The sequence below is a fragment of the Streptosporangium sp. NPDC051023 genome (assembly GCF_040689595.1).
GTDB lineage: Bacteria > Actinomycetota > Actinomycetes > Streptosporangiales > Streptosporangiaceae > Streptosporangium.
This window is the reverse complement of record NZ_JBFBCE010000022.1, coordinates 66,191-92,531: the sequence shown is the minus strand read 5'-3', so window position 1 is coordinate 92,531 and position 26,341 is coordinate 66,191. Positions and strand designations below refer to the sequence as shown.

Genomic DNA, 26,341 nt, shown 5'->3' with positions numbered 1-26,341 from the left:
TGTAACTTATGTGCGACTCTGCGAAGTATGGGTCGTGACGTACCTGCCATGGTGTTCAGCCCGGAGGACCGCCGACGGTACCGGGACAAGATCCGCCGGTCTCTCGACGCCCTGGCGCGGATGCTGCGCGAGTTCAGGTTCGAGGCCGACCGGCCGAGGGCCGGCCTGGAGATCGAGCTCAACCTGGTGGACGACCGGGGTGAGCCCGCGATGAAGAACGCCGAGGTGCTGGCGGCGATCGCGCAGCCCGACTGGGCGACCGAGCTCGGCCAGTTCAACGTCGAGATCAACGTCCTGCCGGAACCGCTCGAGGGGGACGGCGCCGTACGTCTTGAGAAGACGGTGCGGGACCGGCTCAACCACGCGGAGGAGCGGGCGGACACGGTCGGTGGGCACCTGGTGATGGTCGGCATCCTGCCCACGCTGCGCGAGAGCGACGTGCACGAGGGAACCCTGTCCGCCAACCCCCGCTACAAGCTGTTGAACGAGCAGATCTTCGCGGCCAGGGGGGAGGACATGCACCTGTCGATCCAGGGTGACGAGAACCTCGACACCTATGCCGACAGCATCACCCCTGAGGCGGCCTGCACGAGCGTCCAGCTCCACCTCCAGGTCGCCCCCTCGGCGTTCGCGGCCAACTGGAACGCGGCCCAGGCCATCGCCGGGGTCCAGGTCGCGGTTGCGGCCAACTCACCGTTCCTGTTCGGCAGGCACCTGTGGCACGAGACCAGGATCCCGTTGTTCGAGCAGGCCACCGACACCCGCCCTGTCGAGCTGAAGGCCCAGGGGGTGCGGCCGAGGGTGTGGTTCGGTGAGCGGTGGATCACCTCGGTCTTCGACCTGTTCGAGGAGAACGCGCGTTACTTCCCTCCGCTGCTGCCCCTGTGCGACGACGCGGACCCGCAGGAGGAACTGGACCGGGGGGTTCCGCCCGAGCTCGGCGAGCTGACCCTGCACAACGGGACCATCTACCGGTGGAACCGGCCGGTCTACGCGGTCGTCGACGGTATCCCGCACCTGAGGGTCGAGAACCGGGTGCTGCCCGCAGGCCCGTCGGTCGCGGACATCGCGGCGAACGCGGGGTTCTACTACGGCCTCATGCGCGTGCTCCCCAACGTGGAGCGCCCGGTCTGGACGCGCATGTCCTTCGCCGCCGCGCGGGACAACCTGCACGCCGCCGCCAGGGACGGCCTGGACGCCCGCCTCTACTGGCCCGGAGTCGGCGAGGTCACCGCCTCCGAGCTGATCCTGCGCCGCCTGCTGCCCCTCGCCCAGGAGGGCCTCGACCTGCGGGGCGTCGACGCGGGGGTACGTGACAGGCTGCTCACGATCATCGAACGGCGGTGCGTGACGGGCAGGACGGGGGCGAACTGGCAGGTCGACGCCGTGGACGCGCTGGGCGGCCTGGACAGGCACGAGGCACTGCGCCGGATGACCCTGCGCTACATCGAGCACATGCACACCAACCAGCCCGTCCACACCTGGCCGTCCCACTGACCTCCAGCCTCTGTGCGACTCGTGTGATGCCTTCACCGGGTGGCTTCTCCCAGGCGCCGGTACGGCGAGTGGTGATGACCGCATGTTCGGCGCCGATGCGCGGCGCGTGGTCAGGGAACGTTCTCGCCACGGCTCGTGGATTTCCTCGCGCTGGAATCTCCGGTTGGGTCACGATAAGTCCATGAAGCGCCTGCGCCACCTTCTCGTCCTCCCGGCGGTCATGTTCCTGGCGGTCACGGTCGCGTCCTGCGGGGGTGTCGTCAGAACGGGCGAGGCCCCCGCGGCCGGGGCGACCCCGGCGTCCCCGAGCGCGCGGGGGCAGACGTTCGAGTCGGACGTCGAGCTGGCCAGGGAGCTCACCGAGGCCTACTGGAAACAGACCTTCGCCGCGAACGGGCGGACCTACCGTCCCGTCGCCTCCTTCGTCCCCTACCGGGGAGAGGACGGCCCCGACTGCGGGGGTGAACCCTCGGTGCCGAACAACGCCTTCTACTGCCCCGCCGGGCACTTCATCGCCTACGACGAGACCTGGATGCGCAAGCTCTACAACGAGATGGGCGACGGCTCGGTCTACGTGATCATCCCGCACGAGTTCGGGCACGCCGTACAGGCGCAGCTGACCAACGATTTCAGGCTCAACGTTGAGCGGGAGCTCCAGGCCGACTGCTATGCGGGCGGCACTCTGAGTGCGCTCGTCAACGGAGGGGCGCTCCAGGCGGATCCCGGTGACGAGGACGAGCTGCTGATGAACCTCGCCGCGGCGGGAGACCCGACCGACGACTGGCTGCGCCCCGACGCCCACGGTACGGCCGTGCAGCGCCAGGCGGTCTTCGCGAAGGGCTACAACCAGGGCACCGCCGCCTGCTGAGGCACGCCTGCCGGGGCCGCCTTCTGAGGCATGTCCTCTGGGGAACGTCCGAGGCGAGCTGTTCCGGCGGGATGTGTCGTTCCGCCGGAAACCCACCTCGCCGGGACGTTTCGTTCCGCTGGAGACCCATCTCGCCGGGTACGCCGACGCGCCTACCGGGAAATCCGCCGAGAGGTTGATGCCGGGGCCCGGTGATCCGCCTAGTCTGAGGGCCGGTGATCCACCAGGGGGTGACGTCATGCGGAGGATGGTCCGCGAGATCGGCTGGGTCGTACGGGGGGCCTGCCGGGCGAGCGATCCCGAACTGTTCTTCCCGCTGGCGCAGTCGGCGGAGCAGGAGGCGCGGGCGAAGGCGGTCTGCTCCGGATGCCCGGTGCTGGCCGAGTGCAGGGCGTACGCCCTGCGGGTGGCCGAGCCGGAGGGGATCTGGGGCGGCCTCACCGTCCAGGAGAGGCGCAGCCTGCGTTTCCCCTCCGGATGGCGACAGCCCGCGGCCGGGTGACGGCGGTGAGGGCGACGCGGAGGGCGTGCTCCGGCCGTGTGGCGCTCGGAGTCGTGCGGGGGGCAGGGGGCGAACGCGAGGCGGTGACACCGGAGCGGTGGGCCACGCTCGCGGGAGCGGTCGCCACGCTGGCCGCGGCCAACGTGCTCAACAACCGGGTCGCGCCGAGGCTGGCCCCGCTGACCTCGGCTGTCACCGTGGCAGCCCTGCTCGCCATGGCCCGCCGTTCCGGGGTCTCGTGGTCCGAGGTCGGGTTCCACGAGCGGTCCCGCGGCCTGCTGATCGGTGGCGTCCTCGCCTCGGCGGTCGCCGGGGTCTACGCCGCGGGGATCGCCATCCCGGCCACCCGGCGCTTCTTCCGCGACGAGCGGGCGCTGTCACTGTCCCGTGCCCGCGCGATCGAGGAGGCACTGCTCCAGGTCCCCGTCGGCACGGTCCTGCTGGAGGAGGTCGGCTTTCGCGGGGTGCTCCACGCCCTTGTCGCACGCTCTCACGGGCCCGTCACGGCCACCGCCGTCTCCTCGGCCCTGTTCGGCCTCTGGCACGTGCTGCCCGCGATCGACATGATGGCCGCGAACCCGGCGCTGAGCCGCCTGGCATCGGGGGAGGCCGGGGAGGGCGGCCCCACGGGGGAGGGCCCCGTGCCGGGGCGGCGGGGCGGGCCGTCGGCGCGTGAGGTGTCGCGGGTCGTGGCCGGTTCCGTGGCCGCGACGGCGGTCGCCGGGGTGTTCTTCTGCGAGCTGAGACGCAGGGGAGGCCTGGCCGCGCCGTCACTGTTCCACTTCGCCACCAACTCCCTGGGCTACCTGTTCGCGCGCCTCGCCCCGGCGGGCCCCGATCACGCGGGCGGGGAGCCGTCTCATCGTGGCAGCGGGAATCGGCCCCGTGCCGCCAGTTCGATCGTGACGAGCACGGCCACCGCCTCAGCCGCCAGCAGCGCGACCAGCACGACGAGCTGAACCACCCCGGCCTGGACGGGGCTCGCCCCGCCCAGCAGCATCCCCACGAAGGCTCCCGGGAGCGTGACCAGCCCCACGGTCGAGGTCTGGTCCAGCGGAGGCACCAGCGCCTGGGCCGCGGCCGGACGGCAGATCTCCAGGGCCGCGTCCCGCTCAGAGAGGCCCAGGGCGAGCGCCGCCTCGACCTCGCCGTGCCGCTGGGTCAGCTCCTCGACCGCCCGCCGCCCCGCGAGCGCCGTGGCCGTCAGGCACCCGCCGAGCAGGATGCCCGCGACGGGGATCAGCGTGATGCCCCTGAGCGGCACGGTTCCCGTGCCGACGAGCAGGGCGAGCACCGGAAGGGTTCCGGCGGCGATGGGGACGGCCGCCCACCTGACCGCGGGGCCCGAGGTGATCCTTCGTCCCGCCGTCAGGCTCGCCACGCCGTACATGACCGCGATGAAGGCGGTGACCGCCAACGGCCGCTCGACGGCCCACACGATGATCAGCGCGACCGCGCCGAGTTGGACGGCGGCGCGCAGGCACGCGACGAGTACGGCACGCCCGTGTCCGAGGTGGCCCAGCCGGGCGACGGCCGCGCCCGCCACGGCCAGGAGAGCCACGATCGCGGCGGTGAGAGGGGAAAGGGCGATGGTGCTCATGGCATCAAGCTTTCCCCGCGGTCAGGACTTTCCGTGCGGGCGGGCCTTCCGGCTGGACAAGGGGGCGTGTGGGCGGCTCGCCGTACTCGAAAGCCGTTCGTCCATGGGCCGCGGCGACCGCCGGGAAATACGGAGGTCCCCGTGCCCGACCGGGCACGGGGACTATGGGGCGCCGATCTCGCCGGGCCCGTGAGGGTGGTTAGCGAGGTGCGTGGTCGGACAGGCCCTCGCGCTGGATCTTCTTCCAGGACTTGGGCTCCTGGATCGCGCCGGTCGGGGCGGCGCTTCTCGCGTTCGAGGCCTGCGGGGCGGACGCGGGCTTGCTCGGGGTGAACAGCCAGGTCTGGAAGAGCGCGCCGAGCTGCTTGCCGGAGACGCGCTCCGCGTAGGAGATGAAGTCCTCGATCCGGGCGTTGCCGTACTTGTAGACGGTGGGCCAGCCCTTCAGGATCGTGAAGAAGGCCTGGTCACCGACCTCGGCGCGCAGGGCCTGCAGGGCGACCGCGCCACGGTTGTACACCGCTCCGTGGAACTGGTTCTCCGCTCCGGGGTCACCGGGCTTGACCTGCCAGAAGGGGTCGCCGGACGGGTACAGGGAGTAGGTGTAGGCGGCCAGCTCCGCGGCCGTGCCCTCGCCCTCCTTCTCCGACCAGAGCCACTCGGCGTAGCGCGCGAAGCCCTCGTTGAGCCAGATGTCGCGCCAGGTCTTGACCGAAACGTCGTCGCCGAACCACTGGTGCGCCTGCTCGTGCACCACGACGTAGGGGTTGGCCCCGTTGCGGAAGTGGCGCGGGCTGTAGAAGGGCCGGGTCTGGGTCTCCAGGGCGTAGCCGGTGGGCACGTTGGGGACGTAGCCGCCGATCGCCTCGAACGGGTAGGGGCCGAAGACCCCGTTCTCCCAGTCGACGATCTCCGCGGTGCGCCCGACGCTCGCCTTGGCCGCGCCCTCGTCGGCGCCGAGGTCCCTGCTGTAGGCGTTGAAGACCGGCAGCCCGCTCTCGGTGGTGTCCGTGACGATCTCGAACTTGCCGACCGCGAGGGTGGCCAGATAGGTCGCCTGGGGCTTGGCGGAGCGCCAGTTGTAACGGGTCCAGCCCAGGCGGGAGAGGGTCGACTGCAGGGTGCCGTTGCTGACGACCTGGGTGCCGTCGGGGACCAGGACGGAGACGTCGTACGTCGCCTTGTCGGATGGGTGGTCGTTGCTCGGGAACCACCACCAGGCGGCTTCGGGCTCGCCCGCGGCCACGCCGCCGTCGGGGGTGCGCAGCCAGGGGTTGTACCCGTTGACCGTCACCTGGGACGGCGTGCCCGAGTACCTGACCACGATGGTGACCGGCTGGTTCCTGCGCAGGGGCTGCGAGGGGGTGATCTCCAACTCGTGGGCGCCGGTGCGTGCGAAGGTGGCCTTACGGCTGTTGACGAGGACCTCACCGACAGTCAACGCGAAGTCGAGGTTGAACCGGGTCAGGTCCTGGGTCGCGGTGGCCGTGATGGTCGCCGTGCCCTCCAGGTGGTCGTCGGCGGGCTGGTACTTCAGCCTCAAGTCGTAGTGGGCGACGTCGTAACCGCCGTTGCCGTAGTCGGGGTAGTACGGGTCACCGACGCCAGGGGCGCCCTGGCCTGCGGCCACGGCATTGGCGGGCAGGGTGGCGGGCAGGGTCGTGAGCATGCCGGTGAGGGCGACGACTGCGGTGGCGAGCACTCTCTTGCGCACGTTTGTCTCCATCCGAGGATTAAGCATGCATTACCTACCTGAATAATAGGTAATGCCGGTAAAGCTTACAAGAGACGCGCGCGATCTTTATCTCAGTAGGTCAGGACACGCTGGTCAGGCGGTCGGAACACGCTGGAAGGCCTCCGCGTAACGGCCCTCGCCGAGGCCCCCCTCGGTGGCGACCTGGGAGAAACGGCCCCGCACGAAGCCCTCGGCGTCCTCCAGGTGGCTCACCTGGCTGGCGTGGGCGCGCAGCGCGCTGAGCTTGCGGTCGAAGGTGTCGGTGATGTCGATGTAGTGGTTGGGGGTCTGGCCGCCGTTGAGCCAGACCTCCCTGACCGTCCACGCCTCAAGGCCCTCCTCCTGCAGGAGGGAGGGGAAGGTGTAGGGGTTGCGCGCGTCCGGGTAGACGGCGTCAAGCGTGGCGCCGCCGACGGCGCGGTGGTCGGGATGGCTGGGGGCGACGAACCTGTAGTTGCGCTCGGGGGTGTGGGTGATCACGAGGTCCGGCCTGACCTGGCGGATGACCCGGGTGATGTCGCGCCGCAGGTCCAGGCTCTGCACCACGGTCCCGTCGGGGTAGCCGAGGAAACGCACGTCGGTCACCCCGACGGCCTTGGCGGCGCCGACCTGCTCGGAACGGCGGAGCTCGGCCATGCCGCCGTTGTCCAGCGCGCGGTCGAAGCCTCCCGCGTCGCCGTCGGTGACGACGCAGTACGTCACCTCAACGCCCCTGTCGGTGAACCGCGCGATCGAGCCCGCCGCGGCGAAGTCGACGTCATCCGGGTGTGCGGTCACCACGAGCACCCGGTTGATCTCGTTGTCGGAAAGCATGCGAGGCCCCTTCGCTTTTTACATGTCGACGAATTCTCACAACCACCGGCAGGTTCGCCGACATTCCTTTGCGCCGCTGGATCCGGCTGTCGGTGGACCGCCTTACCCTAGGGACGTGTCGATCCCAGCCGCTTCCCTGACCCACCCGTTGCTCGACGGGCTCAACCCCCAGCAGCGCGAGGCCGTCGTGCACCACGGCAGCCCGCTGCTCATCGTCGCGGGCGCGGGTTCCGGCAAGACACGGGTGCTGACCCACCGCATCGCCTACCTCCTGGGAGAGCGGGGCGTCCAGCCGCAGGAGATCCTGGCGATCACCTTCACCAACAAGGCGGCCAGGGAGATGAAGGACCGGGTCGACGCCCTCATCGGCCCACGCTCCGCCGCGATGTGGGTGATGACCTTCCACAGCGCGTGCGTGCGAATTCTGCGCCGGGAGGCCAAGCGCCTCGGCTTCCCCACCAGCTTCTCCATCTACGACCAGGCCGACTCCCAGCGGCTGATGGCCATGGTCTGCAGAGAGATGGACCTCGACCCCAAGCGCTACCCGCCGCGCTCCTTCTCCGCACAGGTCAGCAACTTCAAGAACGAGCTGATCGACTACGAGACGGCGGCCGACCAGGCCGCGACGCACCTGGAGCGCACCCTCGCCGAGGCGTACCGCAACTACCAGCGGAGGCTGACCGAGGCCGGGGCGATGGACTTCGACGACCTCATCATGCTGACGGTCACGCTGCTGCAGATCTTCCCCGACGTGGCCGAGCACTACCGGCGCCGCTGGCGGCACGTCATGGTCGACGAGTACCAGGACACCAACCACGCCCAGTACACCCTGATCCGCGAGCTGGTCGGCTCCCCCGAGCTGCGCACCGCGGACGGCGAGCTGGTCAGGGAGGGCACCGTCGCCCCGGCTGAGCTGTGCGTGGTCGGCGACGCGGACCAGTCGATCTACGCCTTCCGCGGCGCGACGATCCGCAACATCCTGGAGTTCGAGCGCGACTACCCCGATGCCAGGACGATCCTGCTGGAGCAGAACTACCGCTCGACCCAGACGATCCTGAGCGCGGCCAACGCGGTGATCTCGCGCAACGAGAGCCGCAAGCCGAAGAACCTCTGGTCGGACCAGGGGGCCGGCCCGAAGATCGTCGGCTATGTCGCGGACAACGAGCACGACGAGGCCATGTTCGTCGCCCAGGAGGTCGACAAACTCGCCGACGACGAGGGGGTCGTGCCCGGTCAGGTGGCCGTGTTCTACCGGACCAACGCGGCCTCCCGGGTCTTCGAGGAGATCTTCATCAGGACCGGCCTGCCGTACAAGGTGGTCGGCGGGGTGCGCTTCTACGAGCGCAAGGAGGTCCGCGACCTGCTGGCCTACCTCAGGGTGCTGTCCAACCCGAACGACGTGGTCTCGCTGCGCCGCATCCTCAACGTGCCCAAGCGCGGCATCGGCGACCGGGCAGAGGCCATGGTCGAGGCGTTCGCGTCCCGCGAGCGCGTCTCGTTCTGGGAGGGGCTCCGCAGGGCCGACGAGGCGCCGGGCATGGCCACCCGGTCGCTCAACGCGATCAAGGAGTTCGTCGCGCTGCTGGACGACCTGATCGTCAAGGCCGAGAGCATGCCGCCGTCCGAGCTGGCCCAGGAGGTGCTGGAGAGCACCGGCTACCGCGCGGAGCTGGCCGCCTCCGGCGACCCGCAGGACGAGAGCCGCCTGGAGAACCTCGACGAGATGATCTCGGTGGCCTCCGAGTTCGAGGAGGCCAACCCCGAGGGTGTGCTCGTGGAGTTCCTCGAGCAGGTCTCGCTGGTCGCCGACGCCGACCAGATCCCGGCGGACGACGGCGGTCAGGGCGTGGTCACGCTGATGACGCTGCACACGGCCAAGGGACTGGAGTTCCCCGTGGTCTTCCTCACCGGCATGGAGGACGGCGTCTTCCCGCACATGCGCTCGCTGGGGGAGCCCAAGGAGCTGGAGGAGGAGCGCCGTCTGGCCTACGTCGGCATCACCAGGGCCGAGCAGCGCCTCTACATCTCCAGGGCGGCCGTCCGCAGCTCCTGGGGGGCGCCCGCGTTCAACCCGGCCTCCCGGTTCGTCTCCGAGATCCCGATCGAGCTGGTCGACTGGCGCGGAGACCCCGCCAAGAGCCCCTGGAACGCCGCGACCGCCCGTCGCGAGTCACGGTCCGCTCCGGCGAAGAAGCCGGGCGGGCGGCAGATCCCGAACCTGACCCCCGGCGACCGGGTCACCCACGACCAGTTCGGCCTGGGCACGGTCGTCTCGGTCGACGGAGTCGCGGAGAAGACCAAGGTGAAGATCGACTTCGGTAGCGGCGGTGAGAAGACCCTGCTGCTCACCTACGCGCCGATAGAGAAGCTCTGACGGTTGGGAGAAGCCCGTACGGCCCGGCGGGTGAGGCTCGCCGGGCCGTACGGGAGGATGCTGGAGCGGATCAGCCGTTGAAGAGCTGGACGTAGGCGTCCCCGGACGTCGTGTCACCGATCTTCAGCTCGTCGAAGTCGGCGACCTCGGAGGCGGGCGGTGCCTTGATGGCGGACCGCGTGCCCCAGCCGGTGTAGCGGCTGTCGTTGAGATAGGTGATGTCGACGCTGCTCAGGCCACGGATGGACTGGGTGTAGGAGGAGACGACCCGCCGGACGAGCTGGTCGGAGCCGATGTAGAGCTGCCAGGTCACCTTGAGCGGGGCGGACTTGGCCGAGGGCTTCGCGCCGAGCACCGCGCGGACCGTGGGGGAGATCCGGTACAGCTCGCCCAGGGTGAGAGAGCCCGAGTGGACGACGGTCCGGGTGCCGTCCCATGTTCCGCCGGGACGGCGGGCGGTGGTGTGGGCCAGTGCCGCCTTCAGCGTCGCGGGTTCCAGGGGGTTGAGCAGCTTCTGCGAGGGGTTGATCAGGGCGAGCGTGTCGTCACGGCCGCGCAGCCACTTCTTCCCCTCGGGGAGGGAGTCCTTGAAGATCCCGCCCTGGGTGTACGAGGTGCCCTTCACCGTGATCGTCCGGGAGGGGGCGAACATCTCCGCCGCCTTCCTGTCCTCGACGGGCAGCTCGAACGAGCTGGTCAGATCCGACGCCGCGACTCCGGCCGCGCCGAACTCCAGCACGCCCCTGTTACGGGCGTAGACCGTGCGCTGGTGCTTGCCCTCGCCGATGAGCTTCGCCTGCTCGGTGAGCCTCACCCCGTGACCGGCCCTGAACTGCCGCCTCAGCGCCGACACGGGGTCGGTCCGCGCCGTGTGGGTGGCCGACTGTGCGCTCTGGGCGCTTGCGGGCGCGGCGGCCATGAGCGCGGGGATTGTCAGTGCCGTGACGGCGGCGCCGGTCATGGCGGCGATCGTTCGCCTCATCGAGGGTCCTCCCGTGGGTGTCCCCGCGTCGTCGCAGGGGGTCGGTGCAGAGGTGAGGAGATTCTCGCCCACATCCACGACAAGCGTGATCAAAGTTGATTAACGGGACGCGCCCGGCAGGCGATGCCTGCCGGGCGCGGGATGCGGTGATCCGGATCGCGAGGCGCTGGTTACCGCCCGCGGGACGTGGCCGGCGTCGACCGGTTGGCCAGAGCGTCCACCCCACTGCGGATGATCGGGATCTGGGCCTCGGGCTTGGTCAGCTGCAGTTCCTGGGGCTTGGCCACGGTCTCGGGCGCGGGCGCCTTGATCGATACCTTGGAGCCCCAGCCGCTGTAGGTGGTGTCGTAGGTCGTCACCGTCTTGTCCGGGTACGCGACATAGGTGGTCGTCAGACGCTGGGGAAGCTGGTCGGCGCCGACGTACAGCTTCCAGTTCACGGCGGTCTTGCTCAGCGCACCGGGTCGCTCGCCGCTCAGCGAGGCGCGCAACCACGGCGAGACCTTGAACAGCTCGCCATAGGTGATCTTTCCGGAGTAGAACCCGGTGCGCTTGGTCGTGGCGTGCGCGAGCAGCGCCTTGAGCGTCTCCGGCTCGGCGGCGTTGACCGACTGGGTCATCGAACCCATGATGCCGAGTGAGTCACCGGGAAACCGGAGCCAGGTCTTGCCCGCGGGCAGGAACTCACCGAAGAAGCCGCCCGAGATGTAGGACGTCCTTCCGATACGGACGACCCGCTCGGGCTTGGCCAGGCCGGCGAACGCTCTGATGAAGGCGGCGTCGTCCTGGTCCTCCTGGTCGGCCTCCGCCAGGGCGTCGTTCAGCTCCTTGAGATCTTTCTCGCTGAGCCGCAGCTTTCCGGTCTGGTCGGACGCGACGATTCCCGAAGGGCCGAACTGCAGGGTGCCAGTACGGTCGACGATGACCGCGCTCTTCCCGGCCGTGTAGATCTTCGTCTTGTCGACGAAGGTCACTCCCTGCCCGCTGCCGAGTTTGCTCTTCAGCGCGGTGACCGGGTCGGCGGCCTGGGCGTGCGCGGTCGACGCGAGCGCGGGGACGCTCAGTGCGGCCGTGGCCGCGCATGCCAGACCGGCGATGTATCGCTTCAAAGGGGGATTCCTCCTGAACATACCCTCCGCCCCGTGTGGGAGGGATCTGGATATTCTTATCAGATGAGATCACGCTGAAATATCGTATCCGCGTGTCTATTCTGAATTAGTTGTGGATTTTTTGTGCAGTGTCTTCTCCGTCACCTTCCGTGAAGGTGGCGGAAATTCGCGGTCCACGGTTCGGGACCGCCGGACCGGTCCGCGGGCGCCGGTCGATCGGGGGCGTCTGTGCGGGGCCGTACGGCATGCGGGCTGGGGTGCTGTGCGGGGCCGTACGGCATGCGGGTTGGGGGGCGGCGGCCGAGAGGCCGAAAGGCGGGCAGGGAATATGTCGGAGAAGATATAAGGGGTTTTCTCCGGGGAAATCCGTCGGGCATCCGGTTTTCGGCGACCGGGAACCGAATGCGGCCGGAATTCGTTCCGCGTTTCGCGGACCTTACTGCCGCCTGTCGGCGCCGGACCATTCGGTGGACGTCGGGCGAGAAGAAGAGCCGTCTCCGTCGTTCTCGCTCTGGGGCGTTTCCTCACGTCCGCCGTCCGCTTCGGGTGACACCTCTTCACGCCCGGCATCCGGCCGGGGAGAGAGGCGGGCATCGGCGGAGCCGGTCGTCCCCGCGCCCTCGATGAGGACGTTCAGCGGGGTCGGCGGCTCGGGGGTGTAGTCGACGTCGAGTTCGTCGATGACCCGGTCGGCGGGTGGGGCGGTGACGACGACCCGGGATCCCCAGCCGGTGTAGCGGATGTCGTTCACCGCGTTGTCGACGAGACCGCCGAACGTGTCCTCGGTCACCAGGCGGGCGGGCAGTCCCGTGGCGTCGAGCCAGAGCCGCCACTTGATCTTTGATCGGCCAGCCTTGCCGAGCGGTATGAAGGACCACTGCTCGTGGAAGGAGCGGGAGACCTTGAACAGCTGCGCCCAGGTGATCGTGCCCCGGTACTGGACGCCGCCCCGGTCCGGCAGGCGGCGGGCCGAGGTGCGCAGCATGAACCCCAGCGTGGCCGGCTCGAGCACGTTGAGGACCTGGTCACCGAAGACGGCACTCCATTTCCCGTTCTCCCGACTGTCACGCACCCATGTCTTGCCTTTGGGAAGCCTGGCGTTCATGGAGGGGTCGTAATGGTAGTTCCTCCCGCCGACGGTGATCGTGCGCTGCACGTTGACGGGGTTCTTCTTGCCGAGGGGAGGCGACGACGTGGCGCGTCGCACGACGTCCACGGCGGCGATGCCCGAACGGTCGAACTGCAGGATGTCGCTGCGGCGTACGGTCACACTGCCGTGTTTCCAGTGGGAACGGTTCGTCTCGGTGATCTGAATGCCGTGTCCGGGGCGTAGCTGCCGCTGGAGTGCCTTCACCGGGTCGGCGGGGGCGGCGGCCTGCGCGGTCGCGGGGGCCGCGACGGCCAGCGCGGACGCGAGCAGCGCCGCCGTCACCATGGCGATCGATCGCCTCATGGGGAGTCGTCCTTTGGGTGAATTCTGGGGGAAGAGAAAGAGCGTGATCCGCTGCCCGGGCCTGGAGCCGTCCGCAGCCCCGCCCTGAGGAGGGCAGGGCGTCACGGAGGCCGGTCGTTCCACGAGCACTCGGTGGGAGGTTCAGGGGGTCTGTGGCTCGATGCCGAGATCGAGGTGGGAGGCGGAGCGCCTCCGCCGGTGGGCCGGTGGGACGGCCTGCGCGGCGGCGGGGACGGTGACCAGGGTGGGGGGAGCGGTCTCGCGGCCACCAGGGCGATCCATCGCCTCATGGGGGTGACTGTCCTTTACGTGAGCTTTGTGGGGGAGAGGAAGGCATCCTTCCAGATATGGATCATGGTTGTCGTGTGTTTTGCGGTGGCCCGTGGAGTTCGCTGGAAGCACGGCCGGTTACGCTGCGGACAGCTCTTCCGTTGCGAGTGGAGCGCGGACAAGGAGGTCTGCATGGAAGCCGAGTCGAGGATTCGCGTCGTCATCGCCAAGCCCGGGCTGGACGGGCACGACCGGGGTGTGAAGATCGTGGCGCGTGCGCTGCGGGACGCCGGGATGGAGGTCGTCTACACCGGCCTGCACCAGACACCAGAGCAGATCGTCCGTACCGCGATCCAGGAGGACGCGGCGGCGGTCGGTCTGTCCGTCCTCTCGGGAGCGCACATGACGCTCTTCGCCAAGGTGATCGAGCTGCTGGCGGAACACGACGCGAGTGACATCGTGGTGTTCGGCGGCGGGATCATCCCCGAGGCGGACATGCCCGAGCTGGAGCGCATGGGCGTGGCCCGGGTCTTCACCCCGGGGGCGACGACCCAGGAGATCGTCGAGTGGGTGCGGAGCGCGATCCCGTCCCGCGTATGATTCCGTCCCGCCTATAAGGACCCAGTGACCTGGCCATGCCGCTCAGGAGGCTAGGCTTCATTGGCGCAAATACGTCAGGCTCCCCCTGAGATCGTGGAGCCGGCCCGCCCACATCTGTACACCAGCCGCACAAGCAAGGACGGACCCTCGTGGACCTGTTCGAACATCAGGCGAAGGAGCTCTTCGCGGAGTACGGCATCCCGGTGCCGCGCGGTATCGTCGCGCACACCGTGGAGGAGGCACGCGCGGCAGCCGAGGAGCTGACCGGTCGTGTCGTCGTCAAGGCACAGGTCAAGACCGGTGGTCGCGGCAAGGCGGGCGGCGTGAAGGTCGCCGACGACGCCGCCGACGCCGAGCAGAAGGCCACCCAGATCCTCGGCATGGACATCAAGGGCCACACGGTCCACAAGGTCCTGATCGAGGAGGCGAGCGCGATCGCGGAGGAGTACTACTTCTCCTTCCTGCTCGACCGCGCGAACCGCACGTTCCTCGCCATCTGCTCCGCCGCCGGTGGAATGGACATCGAAGAGGTCGCGCACACCGCCCCGGAGAAGGTCGCCAAGGTCCCGGTCTCCCCGCTGGACGGAGTGGACCGCGCCAAGGCCCGTGAGATCGCCGTCGCCGGTGGTCTGCCGGAGGTCGCGCTCGACGGCGCCGCTGAGCTCATCGAGAAGCTGTGGGCCGCCTTCGTCGACGAGGACGCCTCCCTGGTCGAGGTCAACCCGATGATCCTGTCCGCCGACGGCCAGGTGAAGGCCCTCGACGGCAAGGTCACCCTCGACGACAACGCCTCCTTCCGCCAGGCCGAGCACGCGGCCCTGGAGGACAAGGCAGCGGAGGACCCGCTCGAGGCCGCCGCCAAGGCGAAGGATCTCAACTACGTCAAGCTCGACGGCAGCGTCGGCATCATCGGCAACGGCGCGGGCCTGGTCATGTCGACCCTCGACGTCGTCGCCTACGCGGGCGAGGCCTTCCCCGGCCAGCCCAAGCCCGCCAACTTCCTCGACATCGGCGGCGGCGCCTCGGCCGAGGTCATGGCGGCCGGTCTCGAGATCATCATCTCCGACCCCGCCGTGAAGTCGATCTTCGTCAACGTCTTCGGCGGGATCACCGCCTGCGACGCGGTCGCCAACGGCATCGTCTCCGCCTTCCAGCTGCTGGAGGGCCGCGGCGAGGCTGTCAGCCGCCCCCTGGTCGTCCGTCTCGACGGCAACAACGCCGAACTCGGACGGCAGATTCTCGCCGACGCCAAGCTCAACGGCGTCGAGCTGGTCGACACGATGGACGATGCGGCCAAGCGTGCCGCCGAGCTCGCTGCGGTAGGTGCGTAATGGCTATCTGGCTGACCGAGAACAGCAAGATCATTGTTCAGGGCATGACCGGCGGGGAGGGCACCAAGCACACCCGCCGCATGCTCGCCTCCGGCGCCCGCGTCGTCGGCGGCGTCAACGCCCGCAAGGCCGGCACCGTCCACGAGGGCCTGCCCGTCTTCGGCACCGTCAAGGAGGCCATCGAGCAGACCGGCGCCGACGTCTCGGTCGTGTTCGTGCCCCCGGCGTTCACCAAGGACGCGGTCAAGGAGGCCATCGACGCCGAGATCCCGCTCTGCGTGGTGATCACCGAGGGCGTCCCGATCCACGACACCACCGAGTTCTGGGCCTACGCCGTCGCCAAGGGCAACAAGACCCGCATCATCGGGCCCAACTGCCCCGGCATCGCCTCCCCCGGCGCCTCGAACGCCGGCATCATCCCCGCCGACATCACCACCGCGGGCCGCATCGGCCTGGTGTCGAAGTCCGGGACGCTGACCTACCAGCTCATGTACGAGCTGCGCGACTTCGGTTTCTCGACCGCCGTCGGCATCGGTGGCGACCCGGTCATCGGCACCACGCACATCGACGCCCTCCAGGCCTTCCAGGACGACCCGGCGACCGACGCGATCGTGATGATCGGCGAGATCGGCGGAGACGCCGAGGAGCGCGCCGCCGCCTACATCGAGCAGCACGTGACCAAGCCGGTCGTCGCCTACGTCGCGGGTTTCACCGCCCCCGAGGGCAAGACCATGGGCCACGCGGGTGCGATCGTGTCCGGCTCGGCCGGCACCGCCCAGGCGAAGAAGGAAGCCCTGGAGAAGGTCGGCGTCCGCGTCGGCAAGACCCCGAGCGAGACCGCCCGCCTGATGCGCGAGGTCATGCAGGCCCGCTAGTCTCTCCGCTCAAAGGCGGAGATCGACGGCTTACCGGCCCTCTCCGCTCACAGACGAAGGCGCCCGTCTTCCCACGGGCGCCTTTTCTGTTTCCCCGGTCCGGTTTCCCCGCTCCTCCCGCTCCCGCTCCCGCTCCCGCCGCTCCCGTTCGCCGGTTCCGTCCTGCTCCGTGCCGGGCCGTACGGCACGCGTGGTGGCCCGCACCGGGCCCGTACGGCACACGCCAGACCGCACGACGCGCGACACGCGGGGCGAAGGAGTCTCTTCCACGTGGAAGATCCTGAGACCATCGACTATTGTGACGGCCATTCTCGATCAGCTCCGGGCGGCTCCCCGTAACGTCCTCAGCCGTATCCCCCTGCCCGGCGTCACGGGTGACGACGACGACGTCCGCAGGCCGCTTCCCGTCTCCGGGATGCTCGCCGCGGCGTGGACGCTCGGCGTGGGTCTCGCGGTGCTCACCACCTTCACCCTGGTCGGCTGGATCGCCTCCCCGAGGGGCGCGTTCGGCGCGGGCCTGCCCGGGGTGTTCCGCACCGCGGCGCAGCTCTGGCTGGTGGCGCACCACGCGGGGTTCGCGATCTCAGGCGGGGTGGTCGGACTGCTCCCGCTGGGGCTGACGGTGCTTCCCGCCTTCCTGCTGTACCGCGCGGGAGTCTGGATGGCGCGGGACGCCGACCTGCGGCTCAGGCTGCCCGCGAGGCTGCCGAAGAACAGCCCGAAGGACGAGGCAAACGCCCGCCGCAGGGCCCAGCTGGTGCTGGTCGCCCAGGCGGGCATCTCGCTGGCGGCGCCGTACGCGCTGCTGGCCGGGCTGATCGCGCTGGTCACCGACAACGAGGTCACCCAGCCCTTCCTCGGTGACGCGCTGCTCAGCCATCTGGCGCTCGCCTTCATCGCGGGCTCGCTGGCCACCGCCAGGACGATCGGGCCGTGGCGGTCGATGCTGAGGCTGCTGCCGGAGCGGCTGCGCGCGGTCCTGGTGAGCTCGGCCGCGGCGCTGGGCATCATGCTCGTCGCGGGCACGGTCCTGGTGCTCGGCGCGGTCGTGGCGAACTTCGCTCAGGTCAGGGCGCTGTCCGAGATCCTGGCACCCGGCTTCGTCGGGGGCCTGTTGCTCCTGCTGATCCAGGCGCTCTACCTGCCCAACGCGGTCGTGTGGGGAACGGCCTACATCGCCGGGCCCGGTTTCGCCGTCGGCACCGGCACGCTGGTCGCGCCGACAGGGGTCCAGCTCGGCGTCGTGCCCAGCCTGCCGATCCTGGGGGCCCTGCCGGAGGCGGGGCCGACCCCGGCGTGGGTGATGGTGGTCGTCGCGGTTCCGTTCGCGGCGGGGGCGGTCGCCGGTGTCCTGGGCGTTCGGATCGCACCCTCGCCGACCTACGAGGGCGCGCCGCTGTGGGGGTTCGTCTGCGGGCTGGCCACCGGCGCGGCGACCGGGGCGCTGGCGGCGCTGTCCGGAGGCTCGCTCGGCGGCGCGCGGCTCACCGCGGTCGGCCCCGCGGCCTGGGAGGTGATGCTCTCGGTGACGCTGGAGGTCGGTGTCGCAGCGGGGATCTCCGCAGGGCTGGCCAACTGGTGGCTGATCTTCCGGGGGCACAACGCCGCGGTGACCAGGGCCGCCGAGAAGGTCGGCACGGCCACCGCGCCGGTCCGCAAGGCAGGCGTCAAGATCGCCAAGGCGGCGGGGTCGATGGCGAGCAAGGTCGGCCTCGCCGAGCCCGACGAGCTCGGCAAGCTCCCCGGCCACTGGCTCGACGCCACCGAGTGCGACACCCAGCCGATCCCGATCATCAGGGACGACTGGCAGGACGAGCACGCTCCCGCCGACACCGTCCCCCCGAGCAAACCCGTCAAGCGCGAGCCTCCACGCCCGCCTCGGCGTGACATCGTCGACGAGTCCGACGACAAGGGCGGCCACGTCATCTACCTCGACCCCTACGCCTGGGACCGCGACTGACCCCCTACCGTTCAGTCGTCTTCGTGGTCCTTCGTGGCGCCGGTACGACGGGTGGTGATACCGGCTGGATCGGCGCCGGCGGGCGGCGTGCGCGGAGGCGGGAGTCAAGGCCGAGGCCTTCACGGCCGACGTGCGCGACCGCGACCGGCTCCTGTCCGTCCTGGACACCGTCGTCGAGCGGTACGGCGGCGTCGACGTGGTCTACTACGGGCCGGCCTCGATCGATCCCGACGCCCATCCCACGCCGATCCTCCAGGCCGGTGCGGCCGACGTCGAGCGGGTGATGAGCGCGACCGTCTACCCGGCCGCCGACGTGGTCCAGAAGGTGCTGCCCGGCATGATCGAACGCGGCACGGGTGGCCTGCTGTTCGCCGGAGGCCTCAGCGCCGTCATGCCGATGCCCGCCCTCGGCAACCTGGCGGTCTCCTCGGCGGCCCTGCGCAACTATGTCCTGACCCTCAACGCGGCCCTGGCCGAGCAGGGGGTCTACGCCGGAAGCCTGATCATCGGCGGTGTCATCGAACGCGGTGACATCCATCGGATGGTCACCTCCCAGCCGGAGCGGTACGGCTCCGCCGTGGGCATGACCCTCGACCCCGACACCCTCGCCGACGCCATCTGGGACCTGTACTCAACCCGCGACCGCGCCGAGGCGACGTTCAGCGTCTTCGGCTGAGCCTGCACCCGGCGGCCGAAAGACCTCAGGCATCCCCACGCCTCCAGCGAGGCGGGGATCGTCCCATCCATTCGATCGTGGGAGAGCTGGGCGAGAGTCGCGAGGGGCTGCTGGCGGTCATCCGGGACATCTATCCGCAGGAGAAGGAGCGGCTCGGGGTGCCGGCGATCGAGGTGGAGCGAGTCAGCTAAGGGCCGTAACGGAAGGGGGCCCGGCGCGGAGGCTCACTCGTCGTCGGCCGTGTCCTGGTACGGCGGGCGACGACGAAGGCCGTCGCGCCCGTGGCGAACCAGACGGCCTCGACGGCGACCTTGGCGGCTCCGCCCAGCGGATAGGTGGCCAGGGGTGCGCAGAACAGCCCCCAGACGGTGGCGAACAGGGCGATACCTCCAATTCCCGCGCTCAGCTTGCGCGGCCAGGTGGACCGGGTGAAGCCCCAGTAGCCCACGGAGACGTAGACGGCCATCTCGGCGGCGAACCAGATGAGATCCATGATCAGCTCCACAGTGCGGCGGTCAGCAGGTGGACGACGGCGAAGGCGCCCGCGCCCAGTGCCATGCCGAGATTGCCGCGCATGAACCCGAGCGCCGAGTCGCCTACCTGGGCGACTCCCGAGACGACGAGCAGGGGCGCCAGTGCGGCCGAAGGCCCCCATATGAGCACGAACGCGGTGACGAGGCCGAGTGGGACGGCCCGGGCGGCGTACGCCCTGGTGTAGAGGTGCACGCCGGTGGTGACCTCCTCGGTCGGCCTGAGCCCGAGGGCGGGCCTGAAGACGCCGGCGACGCTGGATCCCGCCGCCCCGATGGAGGCGAGGGCGTTGAGGGCGAGGGGTACGGTGTTCATTCATTCTTCCCGTAAATCATTCATGTCCTGAATCGATAATCAACGGTATCATTCATGACATGAACGATGTCAAGCAGACGATCGCCTTCCGGCTGGGCACGCTCGGAGCGCTCATGCAGGACCGCTTCGCCGCCAGGATCGAGGCCTACGACCTGAAGCCGAAGCACGTGGGGCTCATGGCCGCGCTCAGGGGCGGCGCCACCGCCGCCTCCCAGCAGGACCTGGCCGCCCGGCTCGGCGTCGCCCCCAGCCTGGTCGTCGCCCTTGCCGACCACCTGGAGCGCCTGGGCGCCGTCGAGCGGGTGCGCGACCCCGATGACCGTCGCCGCCAGACGCTCACCCTGACCGAGCGCGGGGCCGCGCTCCTGCACGACTGCGCGGCCGCCGCCGCCGAACTCGACGACGAGATCACCGCGTCGCTGCCGGAGTCCGAGCGGCTGGCCCTGCGCGACACCCTCGGACGCCTGGCCGCCGGAGCCGGACTTCCCCACTGAGCGGAGCTGGAGACGACCACCCTGTTCAGCGGCTTCAGGATCGATTCCTCCACCGGGACGCAGACTGGACATCGGGCGGTACTCGTCGTGTGAGAGACCGGCGGCCTCGTGGCGGCCTGAAATCTCCGGGCACGGACCCGCCGTGCCCCTGGCAGGGGGGCGAGGCTTGCTGGCACGATCTCATGGTGATCCGCCGCTACGGACAGGGGGCCTCGGCGTGAGTGACACGGGCGAGCAGGTGATCGAGCAGGTCTCCACGGAGGTCGTGTACGAGACACGGTACGTGAGGCTGCGTGAGGACCGGATCCGGCGTCCCGACGGGTCGCCGGGTATTTACTCCTATATCGAGAAACCCGACTTCGCGCTCGTCGTCCCTCTGGAGGATGACGGATTCCACCTGGTCGAGCAGTACCGCTACCCGGTCCGCCGCCGGTCGTGGGAGTTCCCGCAGGGGACCCTGCCCGGCATGGCCACCGCCGACCCGGAGCTTCTGGCCAGGGAGGAGCTCCGCCAGGAGACCGGCCTGTCAGCCGGGACGATGCGGCATCTGGGGCGTCTGCACTGCGCGATCGGCATGGCGAGCCAGGGATTCGACGTGTTCCTGGCAACCGATCTCGTCCATGGCCAGGCGGAGCTGGAGATCGAGGAGCAGGACCTGCGCCATCAATGGTTCCCCCGGGAGAAGGTGGAGGAGATGATCCGCACCGGCGTGATCACCGACGACTCAACCCTGGCCGCCTACACCCTTTTGCTTCTCGGCGTGTGACGGTGTGGTTGTTCAGGTGGCGGTCTGCGGGCCGCGGGACTGCACTCCCAAGGAGGAGGCCGACGCGCGCGAGGTCGGGCGGTTGCTGGCCGAGCGGGGCGCGGTGGTGATCTGCGGTGGTTACACCGGGGTCATGGCCGCCGTCGCGGCCGGGGCGCGGTCGGCGGGCGGAACGGTCGTGGGCATCCTGAGCGCGTCCGACAGGCAGCAGGCCAACCCGGACCTGAGCGTCGTGATCCCGACCGGGGTCGGCGAGGCGCGCAACCTCATCATCGTCAACTCGGGGGACGCCGTGATCGTCGTCGGCGGTTCCTGGGGGACCCTGTCCGAGCTGGCCCTCGCCATGCGGCACGGCCGTGTTCCCGTGGTCCAGCTCGGTGGCTGGCGGATCCTCGACCAGGAGGGCCTGCCCCTGCCCGGTGTACGGCACGCGACCTCGCCGGCGCAGGCCTTGGAACTGACGGAACTGTGGTCCTGACCGGGGTTTCAGGCCGGTACCAGTATAAAAATTGTCCATAGTGGATGAAAAATGCCGTACTTGTGATTCGCGGTGCCGGTCCCCAACGATGATCGTATGGCGGAAGATCAGACATTCGGCCGTCGCTGGATGATATTGGCCGTGCTCCTGGCCGGGATCCTCATGGGCGGCATGGACTTCACCATCCTCAACGTCGCGCTGCCGGCGATGAGCCGTGACCTGCTGCCGTCGGGGGCCGAACAGCTGTGGATCGTGGACGCCTACGCGCTGACGGTGGCGGCGACCCTGGTGGTCTGCTCGGCGGTCGGCGACCGGGCCGGGCGCAGGCTGGTGCTGCTGGCGGGGTTGTCCGCCTTCGGGCTGGCCTCCGCGGCGGCGGCGCTGGCCTCGGCGCCGGGGCAGGTGATCGCGGCCAGGGCCGTACAGGGGCTGGGGGAGGCGATGACGCTGTCCAGCACCGTGGCGATCATCAGGGTGGCCTTCCCCTCGGCCCGCGAGCGGGCGCTGGCCTACGGGCTGTGGACGGCGGGAGCCAGCGCGGGCGCGGCGCTCGGGCCGGTGCTGGGCGGTCTGCTGGTCGAACGCTTCTCCTGGGGCGCGGTGTTCCTGGTGAACGTGCCGATCGCGCTGCTCACCGTGGCCGCGGGCGCGGTGCTGGTGCCGGAGTCGCGGGTCCCCGACCCGCGCCGCTGGGACGTGCTCGGCGCGGTGATGTCCATCCTCGGGCTGGCGGGAACGATGTACGCGCTGCAGCACATCGGGCAGCCGGGAGGGCTCGGGTGGGCCACCGTGGTCACGGGCCTGCTGGGGGTGGCGCTGCTGGCGGGCTTCGTGGTGCGCCAGTGCCGTGTCCGTGACCCGCTGCTGGACATGGGACTGTTCGCCGACCGGCGGTTCTCGGTGTCCGCCGCGGCCATCGTGGCCTGCTACGGCGCCTACACGGGCCTGCTGTTCCTGCTGACCCAGCGGCTGCAGCTGGTCAACGGCTACTCCCCGGCGGAGGCCGGGCTGACGCTGGCGCCGATCGCGGTGGCCAGCGCCGTCGGCGGTGTGCTCGCCCCCAGGCTGGCCTTGGTCACCGGGAACCGGTGGGCGGTGACGGGCGGGGTGTCCCTGCTCGCGTTCTCGCTGCTCGCGCTGTCGGTGTTCGGGGTGGCGGGCAACTTTGCCGCGTTCGCGGCGGCGGGCCTGGGATCGGGGCTGATCATGACGCTGGGCGCCGACTCGATGATGGGCGCGGCGCCGCCGGAACGCGCGGGCGAGGCGGGCGCGGTGCAGGAGACCGGGTTCGCGCTCGGCGCCGGGCTGGGTGTCGCCATGCTGGGCATCATGATCACCGTGGCCTACCAGGCCGCCCTCGCGCCGGTCCGCAGTCTGTCGCGGGCCGAGTTCGACACCGCCTCCGGTTCGCTGAGTGCCGCGCTGGAGCTCGCCGGGAAAATCCCGGGGGACGCGGGCGCCGCGCTGCGGGCCGGTGCGCGGCGGGCCTACGAGTCGGGCTTCTCGGTCGCGACCTCGGCGGCGGCCGTCGCGCTGCTGGTGCTCGCCGTACTGGTCGCGATCCTGCTCCGACCGGTCCGCACCTCGGCGGCGGGGCGGCCTGAGCGCTCACCCGCCTCCCGGTCGGCCGATCCCGTGTCGTGAAGCCCTCCTGGAGACCCCGGGACCCGTCGTGGGGCGGGCTCGGAGCCGGCCAGGGGGTCGCAGACCTGCCGGCGGTACCAGTGACCCCACTCCTCCAGCCGCTCCGCGAGGTCCTTCAGGCTCATGCCGATGTCGGTCAGGGAGTATTCCACCCTCGGCGGGATCTCCGGGTGGACGGTCCGGGTGACGATCCCGTCCTCCTCAAGCTCTCTGAGCTGGCGGGTCAGCATGCGCGGCGTGATCTCCGGCATCGTGCGCCCCAGCTCGCCGAAGCGGAGGGGACCGGGAAAGAGGTACTTCAGGATGCTGAGCTTCCAGGTCCCGCCGATGACGGTCATCGCGACCTCGAGGGTGCAGTGGTCGAGCATCGCGTTCACGCGAGGCCGCATGTCGTCCTCACCACCCGTGTGCCGTTGGCCGCCGATGCCGATGATATGCGGACCCGCGGCCCGCTTTCCCGCGCACCCCGGTGTCAACCCATCGTCCCCGTGGGGGTCTCTCAGGTGTGATCGATACATCCGTGACGGCGACCGAGGTTCCGACCTTGGCGGAGCTGTTTGCCGGGCAGTACCACGCGCTGGTACGGCTGGCGGGGCTGCTCGGTGCGGACGACCCCGAGGACATCGTCCAGGAGGCGTTCGCCCGCCTGCACTCGCGGAAGCTGCGGGACGACGGGGCGGCGCTCGGCTACGTACGCGCGATCGTCTGCAACCTGACCCGCAAGCGACTGCGTCATCTGCGGCTGGTGCGGCTGCGCCGCCCGCAGCCACCCGACCCGGTGCCCGACGGCGAGTACATGACGCTCGTCGCGGAGAGGCATCGCGAACTGCTCGCCGCCCTCGACCGCCTGCCGCGCCGTCAGCGCGAGGCGCTGGTCCTGCGCTACTGGCTGGGCCTGTCCGAACGTGAGATCGCCGAGACCATGGGCGTTTCGCCCGGCTCGGTGAAGACACACGCCAGCCGGGGTCTCGCAGCCCTCGGCAAGGCGCTGAAGGAGACATGGTGAACGAACTTGAGGATCGTCTGCGCGCGGCGCTCGACGCCCGTGCCCAGACCTACGAGATCGGCGCCCACGCGTGGGGCGAGGTGCGTGACCGTCTGCCGCGCTCGTCCTACCACCGGTTCTGGCCGCTCGCGCTCATCCCCGTGGCCGCGGCGGCGGTGGCCGTGCCGCTGTTCCTGACCGCGGAGAACGGCAAGGGCGGCGGCGTCACCACCGGCGTCGTCAGCACCGCCCCCGCCGGTGAGGAACCTGCGGGAGAGGGGCAGGAGGACATCTACGAGGGGATCATGCAGGATAAGACGCCGCTCGGTGACCGGCTGGTTCTCGACAACCCCTCCGAGCACAGGCCGATGGTGCTGTGGTTCGCCAAGCCGGAGAACGCGAAGGACGACACCGGCCCCATGTTCTGCGAGGCCCTGCAGGGCAGGACCGGTCCGGGCGGCGCGATGTGCGGCGATCCCCTTGGCAAGCGGAAACAGGCCTGGGTCACGGGATCGACCGTGGCGTGGCCGCTGCCGGAGACCGTGCTGTACTACGGGGCCACGCGGGACGGGGTGAGCGGGGTCTCGACGGTGGGGAAGGACGGGATCAGGGTCGCGGGCAAGATCCAGCGTCCCGAGGGCGCGCCTCTGTCGCTCTGGACGGTGTCCGCGCCGTCGAAGACGCAGGTGGCGGCGTTCGAGTTCACCGACGCCGCGGGACGGGTCGTCGAGCGGGTGAGGAACGACTACCACTACCAGCCCATGGCGACCGGCGCTCCCGTCGGCACCGCGATGACCATGCCGGAGGGCATGGTCGCCAGCGTCTACCCGTTTTCCGGCACCAAGACGCTGATCTGGACGCTGAACGGCCAGGAGGTCGGGCAGAACGGGGTGGACGCGAAGAACCTGACGGCCGACGCGGCCGGTGGGAGGTACCCCGTCGACTTCCTGGACCGTGACGGCCACTGGTTCGGCGTCACCGATGCCCGGACCGCCCGGATCGCGCTGGTGTTCAAGGACGGCACGTCGAAGATCGCCGAAACGCGGGCCGACTCGTGGGGCTTCGGGATCCGGTTGTTCGCCGGAACCTACCGGCGTTCCGGTGACATCTACCTCGAAGGCTTCCAGCTCGTCGGCTATGACGAGACGGGCACGGAGATCTGGCGGAAGGACAACCCTGCCCAGCAACTGCAGTGGCAGACGTCCCAGCCCACGTCCAGCCCCGGTTAGACGATCACGGTAACCGTCGCCGGGCCGGTCATCGGGGGTCCGGCCCGGCAGATCACCATGGGCGCCTTCACCGGAGGCGCCCATGGTGCTGTCACGGACGGCCGGGGAGACGAATCCGGCCGAGGGGAGGCGGACCGGTCAGGGCGGGAAGGGGAACTGGACCTCGCCGGGCCTGACGAAGGGCATCTTCTTCTCCATCGCCCGTTCGAGCTGCTCGACGCACTCGTTCTGGGCGGTGACGGTGCCCGCTCCCGCGCGGCAGTCGGCGTACGTGGCCAGCTCATTGCTGAAGTAGAACTGCATCGCGGTCACCCCGAGGGAGACCAGCAGCGCCAGCGACGACAGGACGATCCCGACGACGGCGATTCCGGCCGGTTTGGTCACCGAGCGCAGGGCGGGGATCGCGCGGATCGAGACGACGAGCGCGAAAACCGACATGACGAGTCCCGCGAGGGGAAGCATGAAGGTCATCACCACGGAGGCGAACGCGAGCCACAGGGCCCGCCGTCCCGCGCTCTCCGCCGGCCGTGCCTGGACGGGTGACGTCAACTGACCTCCTTGCGTCGTACGAGCACACAGGCCGATACCCTTGCAGCGGCATCAGTCCCCGTCCGAATGGAGTGCGTCGGTGTCATCCCAGGCCGCGCGGCTTGTGGTCCTCGTATCTGGTTCTGGAACCAACCTACAGGCCTTACTGGACGCTTCGGCAGACGAGGCTTACGGGGCTCGCGTCGTGGCGGTCGGAGCCGATCGTCACGACATCGAGGGATTGGCCCGCGCCGAGCGCGCGGGTGTGCCGTCCTTCGTCGAGAAACTGCCCGATCACGAGAGCAGGGACGCCTGGGACAGGGCGATCGCCGCCCGGATCGCCGAGTACCGTCCCGACCTGGTCGTCTGCGCGGGATTCATGAAGATCCTCGGCCAGCCGACGCTGGCCGCCTTCCCGGTGCTCAACACCCACCCCGCGCTGCTGCCCTCCTTCCCGGGCGCTCACGGGGTCCGCGACGCGCTGGCGTACGGCGTGCGCATCACCGGCTGCACCGTGATACTCGCCGACGCGGGAGTCGACAGCGGGCCGATCGTCGCCCAGGAGGCGGTGCCCGTGCTCGACGGCGACGACGAGGAGACGTTGCACGAGCGCATCAAGACCGTCGAGCGGAACCTGCTCGTCGAAACCGTCGGCCGGATGGCCCGCGAGGGCTGGACGGTTACCGGACGGACCGTTTGTCTCGGACGACCCAGCGGATGAGCTGG

At 69.9% G+C, this 26,341-nt stretch carries 27 protein-coding genes and 1 pseudogene; 17 read left to right on the top strand and 11 right to left on the bottom strand.

Features of this window, described 5'->3' with window-relative positions:
• The first annotated feature begins 27 nt into the window (after positions 1 to 27).
• From AB0395_RS17025 to AB0395_RS17010, 4 genes are all read left to right on the top strand, one after another.
• On the top strand, positions 28 to 1,497 hold the full coding sequence (locus AB0395_RS17025; protein ID WP_366281520.1) for a glutamate-cysteine ligase family protein: 1,470 nt from the start codon (positions 28 to 30) through the stop codon (positions 1,495 to 1,497).
• 181 nt (positions 1,498 to 1,678) lie between these two features.
• Positions 1,679 to 2,365 carry a neutral zinc metallopeptidase gene (locus tag AB0395_RS17020; RefSeq protein ID WP_366281518.1) on the top strand — a complete coding sequence of 229 codons (687 nt, stop codon included), beginning with the start codon at positions 1,679 to 1,681 and terminating at the stop codon, positions 2,363 to 2,365.
• A gap of 238 nt (positions 2,366 to 2,603) precedes the next feature.
• Complete coding sequence (locus tag AB0395_RS17015; RefSeq protein WP_366281516.1) at positions 2,604 to 2,867, top strand: WhiB family transcriptional regulator; 264 nt, start codon at positions 2,604 to 2,606, stop codon at positions 2,865 to 2,867.
• A gap of 5 nt (positions 2,868 to 2,872) precedes the next feature.
• Complete coding sequence (locus tag AB0395_RS17010) at positions 2,873 to 3,826, top strand: CPBP family intramembrane glutamic endopeptidase (protein WP_366281514.1); 954 nt, start codon at positions 2,873 to 2,875, stop codon at positions 3,824 to 3,826.
• On the opposite strand, the gene AB0395_RS17005 is transcribed toward AB0395_RS17010, so the two are convergent.
• From AB0395_RS17005 to AB0395_RS16995, 3 genes are all read right to left on the bottom strand, one after another.
• Positions 3,727 to 4,467 (bottom strand): ABC transporter permease, encoded by a 741-nt coding sequence (locus AB0395_RS17005; RefSeq protein ID WP_366281512.1) that lies wholly within the window; start codon positions 4,465 to 4,467, stop codon positions 3,727 to 3,729. The two genes, AB0395_RS17010 and AB0395_RS17005, sit on opposite strands and share 100 nt — an antisense overlap.
• A 199-nt stretch (positions 4,468 to 4,666) precedes the next feature.
• Positions 4,667 to 6,181: a M1 family metallopeptidase gene (locus tag AB0395_RS17000; protein WP_366281510.1), complete on the bottom strand. Its 1,515-nt coding sequence runs from the start codon at positions 6,179 to 6,181 to the stop codon at positions 4,667 to 4,669.
• Positions 6,182 to 6,295: 114 nt separating this feature from the next.
• Positions 6,296 to 7,015 (bottom strand): PIG-L deacetylase family protein, encoded by a 720-nt coding sequence (locus AB0395_RS16995; RefSeq protein ID WP_366281508.1) that lies wholly within the window; start codon positions 7,013 to 7,015, stop codon positions 6,296 to 6,298.
• Between the two features lie 148 nt (positions 7,016 to 7,163).
• On the opposite strand from AB0395_RS16995, the gene pcrA reads away from it, so the two are divergent.
• Positions 7,164 to 9,389 carry a DNA helicase PcrA gene (pcrA, locus tag AB0395_RS16990; RefSeq protein ID WP_366281576.1) on the top strand — a complete coding sequence of 742 codons (2,226 nt, stop codon included), beginning with the start codon at positions 7,164 to 7,166 and terminating at the stop codon, positions 9,387 to 9,389.
• Positions 9,390 to 9,459: 70 nt separating this feature from the next.
• Here the strand turns inward: pcrA and AB0395_RS16985 are convergent, their stop codons facing one another.
• The 4 genes from AB0395_RS16985 to AB0395_RS16970 form a co-directional block, all read right to left on the bottom strand.
• A complete protein-coding gene (locus AB0395_RS16985) occupies positions 9,460 to 10,371 on the bottom strand; it encodes a hypothetical protein (RefSeq protein ID WP_366281506.1) in 912 nt (303 codons plus the stop codon).
• A gap of 170 nt (positions 10,372 to 10,541) precedes the next feature.
• Positions 10,542 to 11,480 carry a hypothetical protein gene (locus AB0395_RS16980; RefSeq protein WP_366281504.1) on the bottom strand — a complete coding sequence of 313 codons (939 nt, stop codon included), beginning with the start codon at positions 11,478 to 11,480 and terminating at the stop codon, positions 10,542 to 10,544.
• Between the two features lie 436 nt (positions 11,481 to 11,916).
• A complete protein-coding gene (locus AB0395_RS16975; RefSeq protein ID WP_366281502.1) occupies positions 11,917 to 12,933 on the bottom strand; it encodes a hypothetical protein in 1,017 nt (338 codons plus the stop codon).
• Positions 12,934 to 13,074: 141 nt separating this feature from the next.
• Entirely contained in the window at positions 13,075 to 13,215 is a 141-nt protein-coding gene (locus tag AB0395_RS16970; protein WP_366281500.1) for a hypothetical protein, read from the bottom strand.
• A 180-nt stretch (positions 13,216 to 13,395) separates the two neighbouring features.
• On the opposite strand from AB0395_RS16970, the gene AB0395_RS16965 reads away from it, so the two are divergent.
• The 5 genes from AB0395_RS16965 (at position 13,396) to AB0395_RS16945 (ending at position 18,645) form a co-directional block, all read left to right on the top strand.
• Complete coding sequence (locus AB0395_RS16965) at positions 13,396 to 13,803, top strand: cobalamin B12-binding domain-containing protein (protein WP_366281498.1); 408 nt, start codon at positions 13,396 to 13,398, stop codon at positions 13,801 to 13,803.
• Positions 13,804 to 13,952: 149 nt separating this feature from the next.
• Complete coding sequence (sucC, locus tag AB0395_RS16960; RefSeq protein ID WP_366281496.1) at positions 13,953 to 15,134, top strand: ADP-forming succinate--CoA ligase subunit beta; 1,182 nt, start codon at positions 13,953 to 13,955, stop codon at positions 15,132 to 15,134.
• The gene (gene sucD, locus AB0395_RS16955; RefSeq protein ID WP_366281494.1) at positions 15,134 to 16,009 is read left to right on the top strand and encodes a succinate--CoA ligase subunit alpha; all 876 of its coding nucleotides are present in this window, start codon (positions 15,134 to 15,136) and stop codon (positions 16,007 to 16,009) included. The genes sucC and sucD overlap by 1 nt, the downstream gene beginning before the upstream one ends.
• Before the next feature lie 298 nt (positions 16,010 to 16,307).
• A complete protein-coding gene (locus AB0395_RS16950) occupies positions 16,308 to 17,969 on the top strand; it encodes a DUF6350 family protein (protein ID WP_366281492.1) in 1,662 nt (553 codons plus the stop codon).
• 64 nt (positions 17,970 to 18,033) lie between these two features.
• A complete protein-coding gene (locus tag AB0395_RS16945; RefSeq protein ID WP_366281574.1) occupies positions 18,034 to 18,645 on the top strand; it encodes an SDR family NAD(P)-dependent oxidoreductase in 612 nt (203 codons plus the stop codon).
• A gap of 187 nt (positions 18,646 to 18,832) precedes the next feature.
• Here AB0395_RS16945 and AB0395_RS16940 read toward each other — a convergent pair whose 3' ends face one another.
• Both AB0395_RS16940 and AB0395_RS16935 read right to left on the bottom strand, forming a co-directional pair.
• Entirely contained in the window at positions 18,833 to 19,138 is a 306-nt protein-coding gene (locus tag AB0395_RS16940) for a YrdB family protein (RefSeq protein WP_366281490.1), read from the bottom strand.
• Positions 19,139 to 19,140: 2 nt separating this feature from the next.
• A complete protein-coding gene (locus AB0395_RS16935; protein ID WP_366281488.1) occupies positions 19,141 to 19,491 on the bottom strand; it encodes a hypothetical protein in 351 nt (116 codons plus the stop codon).
• Between the two features lie 59 nt (positions 19,492 to 19,550).
• Here AB0395_RS16935 and AB0395_RS16930 point away from each other — a divergent pair, with 59 nt between their 5' ends.
• The 4 genes from AB0395_RS16930 (at position 19,551) to AB0395_RS16915 (ending at position 22,873) form a co-directional block, all read left to right on the top strand.
• Positions 19,551 to 19,985, top strand: coding sequence for a MarR family winged helix-turn-helix transcriptional regulator (locus AB0395_RS16930; protein ID WP_366281486.1), 435 nt, complete (start codon positions 19,551 to 19,553; stop codon positions 19,983 to 19,985).
• A gap of 217 nt (positions 19,986 to 20,202) precedes the next feature.
• Positions 20,203 to 20,751, top strand: coding sequence for an NUDIX hydrolase (locus AB0395_RS16925; RefSeq protein WP_366281485.1), 549 nt, complete (start codon positions 20,203 to 20,205; stop codon positions 20,749 to 20,751).
• Positions 20,752 to 20,755: 4 nt separating this feature from the next.
• Positions 20,756 to 21,229 carry a TIGR00725 family protein gene (locus tag AB0395_RS16920; protein WP_366281483.1) on the top strand — a complete coding sequence of 158 codons (474 nt, stop codon included), beginning with the start codon at positions 20,756 to 20,758 and terminating at the stop codon, positions 21,227 to 21,229.
• A 96-nt stretch (positions 21,230 to 21,325) separates the two neighbouring features.
• On the top strand, positions 21,326 to 22,873 hold the full coding sequence (locus tag AB0395_RS16915) for an MFS transporter (RefSeq protein ID WP_366281480.1): 1,548 nt from the start codon (positions 21,326 to 21,328) through the stop codon (positions 22,871 to 22,873).
• Positions 22,874 to 22,953: 80 nt separating this feature from the next.
• On the opposite strand, the pseudogene AB0395_RS16910 reads toward AB0395_RS16915, so the two are convergent.
• A pseudogene (locus AB0395_RS16910) lies at positions 22,954 to 23,211 on the bottom strand (helix-turn-helix domain-containing protein); the annotation flags it as partial.
• Positions 23,212 to 23,417: 206 nt separating this feature from the next.
• On the opposite strand from AB0395_RS16910, the gene AB0395_RS16905 reads away from it, so the two are divergent.
• Positions 23,418 to 23,879 (top strand): sigma-70 family RNA polymerase sigma factor, encoded by a 462-nt coding sequence (locus AB0395_RS16905; protein WP_366281478.1) that lies wholly within the window; start codon positions 23,418 to 23,420, stop codon positions 23,877 to 23,879.
• Positions 23,873 to 25,087: a hypothetical protein gene (locus AB0395_RS16900; protein ID WP_366281476.1), complete on the top strand. Its 1,215-nt coding sequence runs from the start codon at positions 23,873 to 23,875 to the stop codon at positions 25,085 to 25,087. The genes AB0395_RS16905 and AB0395_RS16900 overlap by 7 nt, the downstream gene beginning before the upstream one ends.
• Positions 25,088 to 25,225: 138 nt before the next feature.
• Here the strand turns inward: AB0395_RS16900 and AB0395_RS16895 are convergent, their stop codons facing one another.
• Positions 25,226 to 25,636, bottom strand: coding sequence for a hypothetical protein (locus tag AB0395_RS16895; protein WP_366281475.1), 411 nt, complete (start codon positions 25,634 to 25,636; stop codon positions 25,226 to 25,228).
• A 79-nt stretch (positions 25,637 to 25,715) separates the two neighbouring features.
• On the opposite strand from AB0395_RS16895, the gene purN reads away from it, so the two are divergent.
• Positions 25,716 to 26,336, top strand: a complete 621-nt coding sequence (gene purN, locus AB0395_RS16890; protein ID WP_366281473.1) for a phosphoribosylglycinamide formyltransferase — start codon at positions 25,716 to 25,718, stop codon at positions 26,334 to 26,336.
• Positions 26,337 to 26,341 lie beyond the last annotated feature (5 nt).